Source organism: uncultured Lamprocystis sp., from assembly GCF_903933125.1.
Lineage (GTDB): Bacteria > Pseudomonadota > Gammaproteobacteria > Chromatiales > Chromatiaceae > Thiodictyon.
In genome coordinates, this window is record NZ_CAIZIZ010000304.1 from 1 (window position 1) to 13,724 (window position 13,724).

The following is a 13,724-nucleotide window of genomic DNA, read 5'->3' on the forward strand; positions in this document are numbered from 1 at the left end:
GCCGGCTTGGATCTGGCCGGGTTAATGATCAAGGCCGAAACGGGCGCCTGACCGTTTTGCCGGCTCCAGTGGCCGGAACGATGACCAAGTTCGCCGGATGGATCATCACGGCCATCAGGCCAGCAAGCGTTCGGCCGCTCGCCGAACATAGGCTTTGACGCACGCCCGCTGCTCTTCAATGATGCTGCGAAACTCCGCAACACCAATGGTCCTGAAGAGCCGGATATATTCGCGATACTCCTTGTGCAGATTGCCGCTGATCAATTGCGAGAGAAAGACAGTGGCCAGGCGGGTCTGCTGGAACTGGCTCAACGGCGCGCGGCGCAAACTCCGCGCCATGCGCTCCCGAATATAACCGGTATAGGACGCCATGATGTTGTCTTCGATATACGCAATTGCCAGCTCGATGCAGGCCCGATCACCGCGCCGGACCCCATCGGCAACACCTTCCATGATGTTGTAGGTCCAGGTCATACCGCCGGGGTTGGTATAGACTCTGGGCTGCAACGCGAAATCGTCGGCGCCGCCCAATTGGACCCGCAGTCCCGCGTAGCGGTCCGTGACACTTGCCACGGACCACTTGCCCTCCGGGTTATAGTCGATCCGCGACGCGGAACCCTCACGGCCGGGTGCTGACCGCGCTTTCCGGTTCATAGGTGACATCGTAGACCTTGACCCGATAGAGTCCAGTGCGGCAGTCGCGGGCCACGTATTGGATGCGCCGCCCCTCGGCCAGGGCGACCGCGGTGGCAGCCACCGCGTTGGGCTTCTGGCCGCCGGTGACATCGATCAGAATCTCGCTGGTCGGCAGGCCGCGGCGCAGCAGGTCGGCGAACGCATCGTCCGTCACCTGCGAGACCCGATCCACGTCCTCGAACGGCACCCCGCCGGTATAGCGTGAGTCCAGGTGAGCGGCATCGCGCAAAGTGAATGACGCCTGCGGAAACAGCCGCCCCGCCAAGTCCCGAAACAACGGCCACTGCGCCGCGCTGCCGGGAACCGATGTACCGTCGCTGCCGGTCTCATCCCGCGAGCAAATCAGGGTCACCTCATGCAGGCGTGCGCGATGATAGGCAATCGCCTCCAGCGGCATGCGCCAGTTCAACGCGCCGAAGCGGGCACGGAAGCCGTCCAGATCGGTGATCGCGTTCAGGCCAGCCGCCAGTTCAACGGCATCGGAGCGCCGCAGGTTGCTCAGAAACAGGATCAGTCCGCGCACCGGCTTCGGTTCAGGGTCGGTCGCGACCCGCGGGCGGTAGCGCTTGCGGGCATCTTGAGCCAGCACGGCCAGTACCAGCAGTTCGAGCAGAAAGAGCCCGACCGCCAGCAACCGATGCAGAGGCCACCAAGTGGTGACCGTCCCACCCCCGAACCAGGTGCCGAAATCAGTCAACCACTCGAACAGGCTGTCGGTAAACCAGCCCAGACCCACCAGCAGCGCCACCACCCCTGCGATCACGCGCAGGTCGCCGCTGCCCAGCAGGTGCCGGACGACCCGGCTTGCCAGTTCCTGGCTTGCCCCCGGCGCCCGCGTCCGCCTCATGCCAACCGCTCCAGCCAGCCCAACTCATGCGGCGTGGCGGCCAACTCATCCTGGCTCAGCAGCCGACCCTCCGGCAGCCGGTGCACCAGCCGCAGCACCAGGGCCTGATCACCGGGCGCCATGGTCACCGCCACGCGATTGGCCGTGATCGCGATCCCCAGCAGCGCCGAGAGGAAGGCCGCCGACGCATCATGCCCGATGGCCGACACGAAGCCGCCGGCCAGCCGTTGTCGTGCCTGTGCCGCCGGGATCGGGCCGGAGAAGCGGAAGTCACCGTAGGCGGTAAGAATCGGCGTGTTGAGGAGATAAATCATGATCCCTGTGGTCTTCTGAATGTTCATGTTGAATCGGGCGGTTGATTCCGGGGCCTGGATCATCGTTAGCCGGACCAAGACCGCGCAGACGCGAGGGCGGCCGGCAAACGGCCATGGAAGGAGCCTCAGCCACCCCGGACGATGAATGGCCCCGTGGGAGCGGCGTCCCGCCGCGATGCGGTGCCGCGGTGACCTCGAACGCTGCGGTGATACGCCGGCCCCATCGCGGCGGGACGCCGTTCCCACGGGGTTGCTGCCCGACGTTCACGGTAAAGCCTCGCCCTCCGGTTTTCTTGTGGCCGAAATGATGATCAATGCCTTAATGGGCGTTGATCATCGCTCCGGTCGGTGGCAGACGGTCCGCACAGCGGACCTTACGGGAACACCGCGATCCCGCAGGGTCCGCTGTGCGGACCGCCGACCGCTTGGTCTCTTGAGGCATTCATTGACTCTATTCGTATGGGCTGACGGTGTCAGGACTCGGCATAGATCGCCTTCGTCTGTTTGGCCGATCCGCTGGGTGGACTCTCCCACCATCCCTGCGCTTCCCAGCGCGCCCGGATGTCCGCAAGCGCCTTGGCCTTGAGTTCGCCGTCGGTCAGTGCCTGCCAGGCCGCGGCCAGGCCTTTGCCGCGTAGCGTGTCGTCCTCCTTGGCATTATTCTTCTTTGCCAGCACGGCAATCGTATCGTCCACCCACGCGCAGCGCGGCCCGCCGCCGCTCGTCGGGGCGGCCTGGAAGTATCCGTACCCGGCGCGCGTCTTGGCGCCCACGCCGGATTGACTCAGCGCGGCGGTCAGCATCTCCGCCGCCAACTCCAGCCAGGCCGGCGGCCCTTCCAGCACGAACAGAAAGCGCCCGCGGACTGCGATCTGGGCGTTGGGCACCGGGCTGTCCAGGTCGGTCGCCGGTGTCTCACCATCGCTGCCGTAGTAGTCCAGATGATGCGTGGTGACCACCTCCTGCACCATGGGGGGGCGCCCGGTCTGGTCGGGGAGCCACCAGGCATCGTGGAAACTGACCAGACCCGCCAACCCATCGGGATAGTCGTCGCCTGACTCGCTGCCAAACAACTCATCGCAAACCGCCCGATGGTTCTCAGCAAATGGGCTGCCCAGCACATGGGACTTGGTTGCGCCCTTGATACTCGAACCAGGAATGTACGGCACGCCATAGCTGTGGGCGATGGCGCACCCGGTCTCCAGCGCCCCGCCGCCGGTGAGGCCGATGAACAAGCGGGTTTCCAGTACCAACTCCACTTGCCGAAATCGCAGCGGACTGGCGGTGGCGGTGCGCCAGCGCTGCACGGCGCGCAGATAATAGTCACTGGCCGGGATGGCGCAAATCCGCTCGATGTGCCTGGTCTTGGCCTCCGCGGCGCCGGTCTCGTGACTGGGATAGCCGCGCTGGATCAGCAAGCCCGGATGGGCGTCGCGCGCCTTGTCGTACAGTGGCCGCAGCGCGGTGCGCATCAAGGCGGTGCTCATGGCTGGTTCTCCCGCGCGGCTTGGCCCTCAGTCGTGGGCTCGGACCGGCTGTCGCCGGTCGCATCAACCCCCAGCACGCCCTGCACATAGCGCTTCATCCAGCCCGCCGCTTCCAGACTGCGGCGGGTCAGCAGCATAGTCTGCGACAGATCGGCCGCGATGATCTCCTTATGCAGGTCCGCCTGGTCGACGGCCGCGGTCGCCCGCGTGGCGTGCAGGATCGCCCGCAGGTCATCCAGTACGGCCAGATGCTCCTGCGTGCCCTTGGCGATCAGAAACCCCGTGGCCTGAGCCAGGCCGTTTTGCAGAATCAGCCCCGGCAGCTTGTGCGCCAGTGCGCCGTATTTTTTCTGAAACGGGACGCCCTGCCGGATCACGACCACGTCATAGGCCGCGGTGGCGACCAAATGGCTGCGCGGGATCATGTCGGTACCTCCTGTGTCAGCAAGCGCACCAACCCGCGACCGACTCCGGCCTTGCCGCCCAGTTGCAGCAGGGTGCCGCTGGCCGGCAGGTAACGCGCCAGGTCCTGTGCCGCCCGCCGGTCCTCCTGGTTCATCGAGTCGGACAGGGCATACACCCCCCACAGCAGTGTCTCGGCCGGCAGGTTTTCCTCATACCAGAGGGCGCCGCGTTTCACCGTTCCGGTATCCGGATCGATAGCGATGCGGGCGCGAATCTCGGTGGCGGTCTCGGAAAGGAAGCCCAGGACGTCGTCCGGCAAGATGGCGAACCGGGCCGCCAGATCGGTCTGCGCATCGACATCATTCGGGTGGACGGTGGCCGCGATCTGCGTGGCCCAGGCGGTGGCCTCCGGGCTCTCTTGCGCATTCAGGTCCAGGTCCTCCAACACCAGGGTTCGGGTGCCCTGGATACAGTTCACCGACCCGGACGTAACCCATGCCGTTCCTATATTGGGTGCTGCCGGCAGCTTTGGGACGGACAGGCCGGCCCGTGCCAGATCCTGGGCATAGCGGCGCAGAATGAAAGGCGCGGTGACGAAACACACGATGCCCGCCAGCGCGCGCACCGGTAATGCCAGCAAATGGGCATCGCCGACCGCCAGTGCGCCGGCGAAGGATTGCTGATCGCTGTCGATCCGCTCCGGTCCGAATAGGGTCACGGCGGCCCGCGGGTCGCGGCCCGTGACCTCCTCGCGGCAGACCCCGCGCACCGATGAACCCGGCACCAGCGGTAACTGAGTGGCGCGGGCGCGGGCGATCGGCAGGTCCACCACGCCGGCGGATTGACCGGTGCCGCAGTGCAGGGCCGAGAGTGCGTGCAAATGGAAGAGTCGGGTGTGCATGGTGTTGTCCTTTACGCGGATGCGTGCGTTACGGAGGGGGCGACCGGGGGTGTCCAGGCGGCGGGCAGGGCGAGTCCGAAGCCGTCCAGGCGATCCTGGAGGCAGTCGTACAGGCTGGTGAGCCACAACTGCTCCAGGTCGTCCACACTCGGCTGTCCGATCAGTTCGAACCACCAGGTCGCGCCCGCCGGAATCAGCTTGCGGCCGGCGCGCGGCCGTTGTGCCGCCAGGTTCCAGCCGGAATGGGGCTGCCAGCGCCCGAGAGCCGCCGCCCGCAACCGCAGTTGCACGCCGGGGGACGATGGCGGACAGCCGGTCAGATCGCCGCTCAGCCAGCCCGGCCGATAGCCGCCGCTGAACAGCGCCGGCGTCAGGAGCGTCAGGCTCAGTCCGCCGAGCTGGCCGATCCGCTCCAGCCAGCCGGCTGTTGGCTGTGGCCAGGCCGCGTCCGCGACCGGCCGCAATTCCGCCAGCCGGCGCTCGCCGCCCAGATGCGTCAAGGTCGGCGACAGGGGCTCGGCGCAGCGCACCAACAGCCGTAAACCGCTCAATGGATCGGCCGCCAATCCCTCGGGCGGCGCGAAATCCAGTCCCATCGTCTGGAACAACTGGCCGGACGCCGCGGCCTGCGTGGTCCGCTCGATCCGCACATGGGTGCGCTGGTCGCCAGGCGGGGGAGACCAGCCGCCTTCAGTCAATTGCGCGTGGTCCGGCGGCTTGCGCTCGCCCTCACGAAACCGCAACAGGTCGTCCCAGGCCCACCAGTCCGGTCCCGACCCCGGTTTGCCTTCTTCCGGCGCCGGCAACTGAACGGGCAACAGCCCCTCCGGCAGGTCTGCACCGCACCCTGGTTCAAAGGCCGCGGGGACGGCGCGGACGCAACGTGCTCCAGCGCCGCTGCCGAAGTAGAGCGCATCCGCCGGTTTCGGGGCAAACAGACGGAAGCCATTATCCCCGTCCGGTCGGGCGAGCAGTGGACCGGCCACGGCCATTTGCATCAGATCCGGCCCCAAGGGTGCGCCGTTCTCCCGCGCCCAGGCGGTGCGGACACAGCCGGCCACTGTGGAGGGTGGCGGGAAGCGTGCCCCATCGGGTCCCGCCTGATCGTCGAAGGGCCGGCCGGAGCGGCAGATCAGCGGGGCCAGCGGGTCCAGCGTCAGCACCCTGCCGGGTCGGTCTGGTGTCCGCGGCGCCGGTTGTTCACGCGCGGGCACGACCCCGCTCGCGGCTGTCGTTGCCGGCCGCTGGTTCGGTTGACCTTTCTTATACTTTGGGCGATTGCCTTGCTGCGGTTTGCTCATGCGGGCTCTCCGACATCCGCCGCGGTCCGGGCCGACAGCCAGCGGGCGATGATCAGCGTATCGGCGAGCTTCGCCAGTGGTTGGTCTCCCGCCCTGGTCCGGATCAAGTCGGTCAAATCGACCTCAATGGGCTTCCCGCGCTCGGTCCGCGCCCGCTCCAGCATCCGGGCGACTTCGGAGCGGCGGATGCCGCGGGCGGTCTCGATGCGGGCCGGGTCCGGCAGTCTCGGCTCCTGGGTCCAGGCGTCCAGGTGTGCGAGGCGGCCGGCGATGGCACGCAGATCGTAGGGCACTCGGCTGGGCAGAGCGCCCTGCCGGAACGCCTGCGTGAAACGCTCCAGATCGGCAAATGCGGTCTGGTCGAGCCACTGGGCACGCCATTGCGGCTCGGCCCCGGAACGAACACCCAGATGGATACATAAAGCGTTCCGTTGTTCCTTTGCGATCCGGCTGTTTCCCTTGGCCGCCCGCTCCGCCCGATCCGCACGCGCCCGCAAGCTGCCGAGCGGTTCCATCAGATGACCGATCCCAAGGCCCACCGACAGGCTCGGCCAGTCCTCCTTGTCCAGGCCCAATCGCTCGGCGACACCCGCCATGCGTTTGGCGAAGCTGTCGGCCAGCCGACGTGCACAGGGCACCGCCCGTTCGAGCGGCAGCAGCGCCAGCACATCGTCGCCGCCCGCGTAGACCGCATGGCCGCGTTGCGCACGCACGATCTCACGGACCTCCGAGGCGAAGCCGTGCAGCGCCCGTGAGATGGCGCGGGAGTCCGTCGCGCCGCGGGCCTGGGTCAAGAGCTTGCCCATGCGGTCTCCATCAGCCTGGAGAATGGCGGCATAGGGCAGGGGTTCGCCGACCAATTCGCCGTGCGCATTCGGTTCTTTGCGGATGGCATTCAGCACCTTGTCCAGGGTTCCCAGCGACTGCAGGTCGTCCGGGCTCAGGTCTCGCGCCTGCCGTGCGTTGGCCAGCCGAAAGCCGTACAGCAGGGCACCGTCGTACGGGAGCGCAGCGTAGATGCTGGTCTTGCTGGCCGGGTTCTGATTACCCGTGGTGCCGGTCGCGAGTTCGCCCGACGCCAGCGGCTGATAGGCCTTCCGCAGTCGCTGCTGCTGCTCGGGGGTGAGGCTGCCGACCCAGGGCTCGGCCGCGATCCGCGCGAAGGCCGTGAACTGTTCCGCCTTTACGGCGCGCCGCTTGGCCAGTGCCAGGGCGTCCAGTTCCTCGCCGCCGTTGAGGCCGAGCTTGCGCAGCGCGGTGCGGTACTTGGGCAGGTTCCGTTCCTTACGCGACAGCGCGATCACCGATTCCCGTCCGGCATCCAGCGACGACTTGGGGATTCCGTATCCCAGACCCCGCGGATCGATGGCCGCCGGGTCGAAATCACGGGTCGCCTTACGCGCCGCCAGCAGTCCGCCCAAACGCTTGGCCGCCGCCTGGTAGTTGCCGTCAGCCACTACTGTCCAGGCCGCGAAGCACTCCAGGATATCGCGGGTCTGGGCCTGCCACAGGTCCTCGTGTAGCGGCAGATCGGGGACCTCCGCGCGGGCCTGCTTACAGAGTCCGGCCAGGCGTTCCACCGCCTCCCGTTTGGCCGCCGCGCTCAGCGCACGCAAGGTGTCGTCCGACGCGGCGGTGACCTCGGCGCGCAGGATGTTGGCGATGTTGGCCTCGTCCCCCGGCGTCCGTTGGGGCTGGAGTGCCTGGTCCGGGTTGTCGAGATCGGGAAAGATCAGACAGCCGGGATGTTGCCGATGCAGTTCCAGGGCCGCCGCGCGGGCGGCCTCCGACAGCAGCCACGAGCCGCACCACAGATCGCGGGTGCGACGCGCCGCCGCAATCAGGCTCTGAACCGGGCCGAGCGAGAGGGTGAGAAGATACGTCGGCATGCTCAATCCTCCGTGAAGAACTGCATGAAGGCGGATAGTGGATCATCTCCGCGCGGGTCGTTTCCGCGCATCATGGGCGCGATCCGGCCGGCTGCGGTCCGGCGGTCCGCGGGGTCGGTGGGCCACTGCGCGGGTGCGAAGTGCTGATCCTTGAACCGCAGGGGTAGGGCCAAGGCCGCACGCCAGCCCGGCAACAACAGTGCCGCGGCTTGCCAGCGCTGACCATTCCAATAGGGCCGCAGGATCACCGGACTCGCCATGCGGTCCTCGCCGCCCGCCGGCACCAGTTCGGTTGTCTGCGGATCGCCGGGCGACCCCTTGAATTCGAACAGAATCGGCAAGCCGAACGCGGCGCGGGGAAAGCAGTTACCGGCTGGATGCTCGGGTAAATGTTTGCCTTGGGCATCCTTTCCGGTAAACCGCCGAATCTGGTCCGGCTCCGGCCAAAAACTGCGTCCAGGTCGGGGGTGACCGGGGCGCCGGGCGGTCCCGGGCTGCTGTCGGTACGCGTACATCCGGCCGATGGCCCGTTTCCATTCGGACTCCGCATTGGTTCCGCCCGCGCCGGCGAGGCATAGCCGTCCACCCGTCGCGGCAACCTCTTCGGGGGTGATCGGTTCCAGACCCTCGACGCGGAACGCACCGAAACCGCGACGGGTGCGCGCGCCCAGGCCGCCGAAGCTTGCCCACCACCGCAGCGCCGACATCACTTCGGCCGCCACCTCCGGCGGATAACGCAAGGCAAGGCTGAAGGCGTACCCCGGCCGCAGCCACTGGGCGACCCCGTTGATGGCGGCCGGACCGAAGGCGTATCTCACGCCCGGATCGGTTTGCGTATCGGATGCGATGAACTGGGCGTCCGCGGCCGGCGCACAAGTCACCCGCACCGCCACCTGACTGGCACAGGGTCCGCTACTGGCGATGCCGCCCCACAAGGCCGATTCACGCCGGAACATCGCGGCGGAGCAATCGAAAGGTCCGGCTGCCACCCGCCACCAAAACCGCAACTGGCCGCGGATCGACGCCACGCGGATCGGCAACTCCCGGTCCACCGTGCCCGCCCGTACCCCGCCGCCATACAGGGGCGTTACAAGCTTGCACTTGTAGGTTGTCCAGCCGGTGTCCGGTTCAGCCGCGGCCGACGCGTTCCAGTCTGCTCGGGCGGCCTGGGGGTCCAGGCGGTCATTCGCTCTTCTCATACGCGGTCTCCTTTGATGCGTTTGACGGTTTCGGTGGCCAAGGTTGAACCCTCGGTCGGCTTCCGGTCACTGCCACTCACGGTCGCCTCGGTCCTATAGCCAGCGGACGTGATAAGCGGACGGGCGGGTTTCAAACCCGCCCCTACACCAAGGGTCTGTCTGGATATCAGGCGAGAAGGCTATATCACCGACGAATCCACCTGGCTGAAGCCTTGGACTCCAGGTCGGTTGTCTGAGGTTGTTGGTCCGCGCGGCGGACCCCACGGGCACGGTAACGAGCGGCATCAGGCTCCACCCAGGATGCTGATCCGCTCCGCCGCCAGCGCCAGCCCATACCCCGCGGGGCGGCCGGCGGTGACGGCCTGAATGGCGTAGACCTCGGCCAGGGGGCCGACGGTTTCTTCGAGTTGTTCGCGGATGCTGCGCATGCGCTGGTGGAAGAACTGGTCGGTCATGGCACCAACGGCGCGCGCGCCCACGGCGGTGACCTCGCGGATGTCGAGCTGGTCGGCGGCGGACTGGTAATCGGCCAGATAGCCGGCGTAGCAGGCGCGTTCCGCGGCCGTCCAGCGGTCCGGGTCGCGGCCGGGGATGCGCACCGGCGCGGCGCCGGCCAGGCGGCGGCGGGCCATCCACAGATAAAAGGCCAGGTCCGCGCCCGTCAGTTCCACCGGCCGATCGTCGGCCAGGCGCAGACAGGACCGGCGCAGGTCGATGGTCACCGCGCCGGGGGCCAGCGCCTGCTGCATGGCGGCCACCACCTCGGTGAAGCGCGCCTGACCCTGCTCCAGGGTCTTGAAGCGGCCGGGCAGACTGTCGCGCAGGCGCACGAACGGGATGTCGGCCAGCGTCACCTGCGCGTCGCGGGCGTCGAAATAGCGTTTGAGCGCCTCGCTGTAGAGCGGTTTGCTGAGCGGCGTCGGATAGTAAAACTCCCGGTTGGACTCGTAGGGCGGCGGCACCAGCACATGGGAGAGCCGATCCTGGGGGCGGCCGAACAGCGTCAGCGCATTGCCCAGATAATAGGTCATGGTCTTGCGCCCGCCGGCCAGGGACACATGCAGGGCGGTGCTCGGGTCCGCGGTGAAGGCCCGTACCTGTTCGGTGATCAGGTCGGCGCAGGCTTCGTGCTCGGCGGCCGTGCGGATGTCTTCGGCCGGGCGCCCGGCGGCGTCGGTGATGGTATGGATCTGGTCCGCGGTAAAGCGGATACCGGTCAGTTCATAGTCGGCGCACAGCCGATGAAACCAGCCGTCCCGCGGGTCGAGCAGGGCGAGTCGGGCATCCTGCGCCCCCTCGACGGTGGTGACCAGATGAACCTCGGTCGGCACGAACGGAGCCGCCGGCGGGCAGGGGTGGACGGCAATGGCGTACAGCGTCTCGGTCACCACCTGGGGCGTGCGGCCGGTGACCATCAGCAGGATGCGGCGCAGATAGTCGTGGGGCGGTCGGAGCGCGGGGGCGATGGCGGTCATGGCTGAAAGTCCTGCGCTGGATGAATGGCGAACCGGGGCGTCCGTGCCTCCCTGGCCATCGTTGGGTGTCCGATACCGCCGGTTCGCGGAGCATGATGCGCCAGCCTGCACCCGTGCCGGGCGTTTGAAAAGCTTTTCGTGCGGGAGATCTCAGTGTTTAGTCGCGCGGTGTCCTCATAATGTGACGCGGTTCACAGCGCCGCTGGTCCGCCGCGTGCCGTTGGGAGGCGCTTACCCCGGCCGCTACCGTGCAAGTCAGCCCGGAGCCCCGTGGGAGCGGCCTCCGGCCGCGATGGGGCCTCGCGAACTGCCTCTGAGGTTCGCGGGTGACCGCGGCCTCGCAGCGCGGCGATAAGCCTTGGACTCCTGGGATGGGGCCGCGCGCGCTCTGCTCCGGTCTGCCGGACCAGCAGTTCCAACTTTGGGTGGTCGCTGCCGGCTGCGTGCCGGCGGCAAGGCTGATGGTGGATGCGCTGCGCTTATCCACCCTAAAAAACCGGCTCCGCTGTAGGGTGGATAAGGCGCGCCGCTCGGTGTCAGGGACCTGGCACAGCGGTCGCGCGCGCCGCATCCACCAGGGGTCGCTGCCTGCCGGGCCAGGCACTTCAACAACAAGCTTTTCGATCCGCACCCACCCTCGGCCGGGCGCCTACGCTGGTGCCATGACCACTCGCATCCTCCATCTCGCCGCCTACGACATCAGCGATGACGGCCGCCTGCGCGACGCGCTCAAGGTACTCAAGAGCTACGCCAGCGGACGCCAGAAGTCGGTGTTCGAGTGCTTTCTCACCGCGGCCGAGCGGCAGCGCCTGCTCGACGAGGTACGCGAGGTCATCGACCCGATCGAAGACCGCTTTCTGCTGGTCCGGTTGGACCCCCGCGGCAAGGTCCGCGTCCGCGGCCGCGGCGTCAAGCCGGCCGATCCACCCTGGTTCTATGTGGGCTGACACCATGAGCACACTCTATCTGGACCGCCGCAACTGTGCCCTCGATCTCGAAGGCCGCGTGTTGGTCGTCTCCGTCGACGGCGTGCGCGAGACCACCGTGCCACTGCATCTGCTCGGGCGCGTCGTGCTGCGCTCCAACGTCACCCTGGGCAGCAGCCTGCTGCCGCGGCTGGCCGCCGCCGGGATCGCGGTCATCGCTTTCGGCGGGCGCTTCGGCCGCCATCATGCCACCGTGCTCGGCGCCACCCACAACGACGCCGCCCGCCGCGTCGGCCAACTGCGCGCCTACGACGACCCGGTGTTCCGCAGTCGCTGGTCGCGCCGGCTCTGTCTGGGCAAGATCCGCGCCCAGCGCCGCCTGCTCAATCAGGCCGCCGCCGTGCGTCCCGACCAGCGGCACGCGCTCACCAAGGCGCTCGACGCCCAGGATCAGGCCCTTGCGCGGCTGCGCGCCGAGCCGGGTCTGGACGCCGGTCAACTGCGCGGTATCGAGGGCGCCGCCGCGGCGGGCTTCTTCCACGGCTACACCCAACTGTTCGCCCCCGCGTTGGACTTCACCGGGCGCAACCGCCGGCCCCCGCGCGACCCGGTCAATGCCGCGCTCTCGCTCGGCTACACCCTGCTGCATGCCGAAGCCGTGCACGCTGCCCATCTCGCCGGACTCGACCCCATGGTTGGCTTCTACCACGAACTCGACTTCGGCCGGCCGTCGCTGGCCTCCGACCTCATCGAACCCCTGCGCGGCCAAGTCGAACAGTGGGTCTGGGAGAGCTTCCGCGAGCGCCTGCTGCGCCTGGAAGACTTCACCCGCGACGGCGATGCCTGTCTGCTCGGCAAGAACGCCCGCCAGCGCTATTTCGCCGCCTACGAAATCTTTGCCCGTCCCCGCCGCCGCCTGCTGCGCCGCTGGTGCACCAAACTCGCCGTCCTGCTCGGCGAGCGCGGCCGGCCCCACGCCACCGCCACCGCCACCGCCACCGAGTAGCACCGCCGATGGACACCGACAGCCCTGAACTGCCCGCGCGGATCGATCCGCAGCGCGACACCCCGAGCCCGCTCTATCTCGCCCCCGCGGGTCAGACCTGGGTCGGTCTGGACGGCCCGGCCTTGCGTATCAGCCAGCCCGATCGGGCCGAACGGCTCTATCCGTTGCGCCGCATCGGCCGTGTCCACACCAATCAACGCGTGGACTGGGAGCAGGACGCCCTGCTGGCCTGCGCCGAGGCCGGCATCCCCGTTTTGTTCCTGGACGACGACGGGCGCATCCTCGCCCGCCTGCTCGGCCGCCCCGGTCAACGCGACGAATTGCGCGGCCGGCTGATCGAATTCCTGCTGCGTCCCGAGGCCGCCGGCATGTTGCGCCACTGGATGGACCAGCACCGCCACCGCGCCGCGCGCTGGGCCGCCCTCAAGCTCGGCGCCTTTGGCACCAAAACGCGCCGCAACCGCCGGTCCGGGGTCGGGGGCTTGCCGCTCGCCGTTCACCCGAATCCAGCCGCCGCGGGCGCGCCGCCGCTGACACCCCCGACTGACCTTGATCCGTCCGTGCCGGAGCTGGCCGGGACCAGGGAGACGCCCCCCGCGTTGCGGGCCGCGGTCGCGAACTCACCGGCAGTCTCCACCGCTGGCTCATCCATGAAGGCGATTAGAGATCATGGCAATCAACCAAACCCGACTGCACCTGCTGGCCTACGACATCGCCGACCCCAAACGGCTGCAACAGGTCCACCGTGCCGTCCGCCGCGCCGGCATCCCGCTGCAATACTCCGTATTCCTCATTCCCGGCCGCGCCGCCGACGTCGAATACCTGCTCCGGGAGCTGGACCAACTCATCGAAGCACGCGAAGACGACATCCGTGTCTATCCGCTGCCCAACCGTCTTTCGGTTGACCGCTACGGTCGCCAGCACCTGCCGCAGGGGCTTGATCTCATCAGCGGCGATCACCTGCACGACAGTCTCCTGTTCCTGATCGGCACCCCCGAAACGCCCTTGCCGGGCGATGACGGAGACCCCGATTGACCCGTGCCGATCCCGACCGACCTCCGCCGGCGCCCTGACGACGCACGCCGCTGGCCGGGACTACGACCAAGCGCAGTAGGTTGGGGTGAGGAACGACCCCCAACGATCGGCGGCCGGCAGGTTGGGGTTCGTTCCTCACCACAACCTACGGGCTACGGGCTGATCAATGCCGTGCGCCGGTGTGCGGCGCCGATCACGCACATCGCGGTCAAGAATCCGGCCATTGATGCTGCGGAACTGCAC

At 68.0% G+C, this 13,724-nt stretch carries 13 protein-coding genes and 1 pseudogene; 4 read left to right on the plus strand and 10 right to left on the minus strand.

The features are described 5' to 3' along the window. Positions 1-114: 114 nt before the first annotated feature. From QZY03_RS14910 to csm6, 10 genes are all read right to left on the minus strand, one after another. Complete coding sequence (locus QZY03_RS14910; RefSeq protein WP_295582354.1) at positions 115-654, minus strand: hypothetical protein; 540 nt, start codon at positions 652-654, stop codon at positions 115-117. Then, positions 620-1,543: a hypothetical protein gene (locus QZY03_RS14915; protein WP_295582355.1), complete on the minus strand. Its 924-nt coding sequence runs from the start codon at positions 1,541-1,543 to the stop codon at positions 620-622. The genes QZY03_RS14910 and QZY03_RS14915 overlap by 35 nt, the downstream gene beginning before the upstream one ends. After that, a complete protein-coding gene (locus tag QZY03_RS14920) occupies positions 1,540-1,884 on the minus strand; it encodes a DUF1874 domain-containing protein (RefSeq protein ID WP_295582357.1) in 345 nt (114 codons plus the stop codon). The genes QZY03_RS14915 and QZY03_RS14920 overlap by 4 nt, the downstream gene beginning before the upstream one ends. Before the next feature lie 446 nt (positions 1,885-2,330). Next, entirely contained in the window at positions 2,331-3,344 is a 1,014-nt protein-coding gene (cmr6, locus tag QZY03_RS14925) for a type III-B CRISPR module RAMP protein Cmr6 (RefSeq protein ID WP_295582359.1), read from the minus strand. Then, positions 3,341-3,769 carry a type III-B CRISPR module-associated protein Cmr5 gene (cmr5, locus tag QZY03_RS14930; RefSeq protein ID WP_295582361.1) on the minus strand — a complete coding sequence of 143 codons (429 nt, stop codon included), beginning with the start codon at positions 3,767-3,769 and terminating at the stop codon, positions 3,341-3,343. Before cmr5 ends, cmr6 begins: the two co-directional genes overlap by 4 nt. Then, positions 3,766-4,650, minus strand: a complete 885-nt coding sequence (gene cmr4, locus QZY03_RS14935) for a type III-B CRISPR module RAMP protein Cmr4 (protein WP_295582363.1) — start codon at positions 4,648-4,650, stop codon at positions 3,766-3,768. Before cmr4 ends, cmr5 begins: the two co-directional genes overlap by 4 nt. Before the next feature lie 11 nt (positions 4,651-4,661). Beyond that, positions 4,662-5,951 carry a type III-B CRISPR module-associated Cmr3 family protein gene (locus QZY03_RS14940; RefSeq protein WP_295582364.1) on the minus strand — a complete coding sequence of 430 codons (1,290 nt, stop codon included), beginning with the start codon at positions 5,949-5,951 and terminating at the stop codon, positions 4,662-4,664. Further along, the gene (cas10, locus tag QZY03_RS14945) at positions 5,948-7,840 is read right to left on the minus strand and encodes a type III-B CRISPR-associated protein Cas10/Cmr2 (RefSeq protein ID WP_295582366.1); all 1,893 of its coding nucleotides are present in this window, start codon (positions 7,838-7,840) and stop codon (positions 5,948-5,950) included. Before cas10 ends, QZY03_RS14940 begins: the two co-directional genes overlap by 4 nt. A 2-nt stretch (positions 7,841-7,842) precedes the next feature. Next, a complete protein-coding gene (cmr1, locus tag QZY03_RS14950; RefSeq protein WP_295582368.1) occupies positions 7,843-9,039 on the minus strand; it encodes a type III-B CRISPR module RAMP protein Cmr1 in 1,197 nt (398 codons plus the stop codon). A gap of 284 nt (positions 9,040-9,323) precedes the next feature. Further along, the gene (csm6, locus tag QZY03_RS14955; RefSeq protein ID WP_295582370.1) at positions 9,324-10,514 is read right to left on the minus strand and encodes a CRISPR-associated ring nuclease Csm6; all 1,191 of its coding nucleotides are present in this window, start codon (positions 10,512-10,514) and stop codon (positions 9,324-9,326) included. Between the two features lie 371 nt (positions 10,515-10,885). Between csm6 and cas2 (QZY03_RS14960) the strand changes: the two genes are divergently transcribed. The 4 genes and pseudogenes from cas2 (QZY03_RS14960) to cas2 (QZY03_RS14970) all read left to right on the plus strand — a co-directional run bounded on the left by cas2 (QZY03_RS14960) (position 10,886) and on the right by cas2 (QZY03_RS14970) (position 13,481). Next, positions 10,886-11,461: a CRISPR-associated endonuclease Cas2 gene (cas2, locus tag QZY03_RS14960; RefSeq protein ID WP_295582372.1), complete on the plus strand. Its 576-nt coding sequence runs from the start codon at positions 10,886-10,888 to the stop codon at positions 11,459-11,461. Between the two features lie 4 nt (positions 11,462-11,465). Further along, a complete protein-coding gene (gene cas1 / locus QZY03_RS14965) occupies positions 11,466-12,446 on the plus strand; it encodes a CRISPR-associated endonuclease Cas1 (protein WP_295582374.1) in 981 nt (326 codons plus the stop codon). An 8-nt stretch (positions 12,447-12,454) separates the two neighbouring features. Further along, a pseudogene (locus tag QZY03_RS32120) lies at positions 12,455-12,796 on the plus strand (CRISPR-associated endonuclease Cas1); the annotation flags it as partial. Positions 12,797-13,115: 319 nt separating this feature from the next. Next, positions 13,116-13,481 (plus strand): CRISPR-associated endonuclease Cas2, encoded by a 366-nt coding sequence (gene cas2 / locus QZY03_RS14970; protein ID WP_295582376.1) that lies wholly within the window; start codon positions 13,116-13,118, stop codon positions 13,479-13,481. The last annotated feature ends 243 nt before the right edge of the window (positions 13,482-13,724 follow it).

What these genes read in the sequence shown, in the direction of transcription:
- QZY03_RS14910 (WP_295582354.1), bottom strand. Translation starts at nt 654, where the DNA reads ATGAACCGGAAAGCGCGGTCAGCACCCGGCCGTGAGGGTTCCGCGTCG.
- QZY03_RS14915 (WP_295582355.1), bottom strand. Translation starts at nt 1,543, where the DNA reads ATGAGGCGGACGCGGGCGCCGGGGGCAAGCCAGGAACTGGCAAGCCGG.
- QZY03_RS14920 (WP_295582357.1), bottom strand. Translation starts at nt 1,884, where the DNA reads ATGAACATTCAGAAGACCACAGGGATCATGATTTATCTCCTCAACACG.
- cmr6 (WP_295582359.1), bottom strand. Translation starts at nt 3,344, where the DNA reads ATGAGCACCGCCTTGATGCGCACCGCGCTGCGGCCACTGTACGACAAG.
- cmr5 (WP_295582361.1), bottom strand. Translation starts at nt 3,769, where the DNA reads ATGATCCCGCGCAGCCATTTGGTCGCCACCGCGGCCTATGACGTGGTC.
- cmr4 (WP_295582363.1), bottom strand. Translation starts at nt 4,650, where the DNA reads ATGCACACCCGACTCTTCCATTTGCACGCACTCTCGGCCCTGCACTGC.
- QZY03_RS14940 (WP_295582364.1), bottom strand. Translation starts at nt 5,951, where the DNA reads ATGAGCAAACCGCAGCAAGGCAATCGCCCAAAGTATAAGAAAGGTCAA.
- cas10 (WP_295582366.1), bottom strand. Translation starts at nt 7,840, where the DNA reads ATGCCGACGTATCTTCTCACCCTCTCGCTCGGCCCGGTTCAGAGCCTG.
- cmr1 (WP_295582368.1), bottom strand. Translation starts at nt 9,039, where the DNA reads ATGAGAAGAGCGAATGACCGCCTGGACCCCCAGGCCGCCCGAGCAGAC.
- csm6 (WP_295582370.1), bottom strand. Translation starts at nt 10,514, where the DNA reads ATGACCGCCATCGCCCCCGCGCTCCGACCGCCCCACGACTATCTGCGC.
- cas2 (WP_295582372.1), top strand. Translation starts at nt 10,886, where the DNA reads ATGGGGCCGCGCGCGCTCTGCTCCGGTCTGCCGGACCAGCAGTTCCAA.
- cas1 (WP_295582374.1), top strand. Translation starts at nt 11,466, where the DNA reads ATGAGCACACTCTATCTGGACCGCCGCAACTGTGCCCTCGATCTCGAA.
- cas2 (WP_295582376.1), top strand. Translation starts at nt 13,116, where the DNA reads ATGGCAATCAACCAAACCCGACTGCACCTGCTGGCCTACGACATCGCC.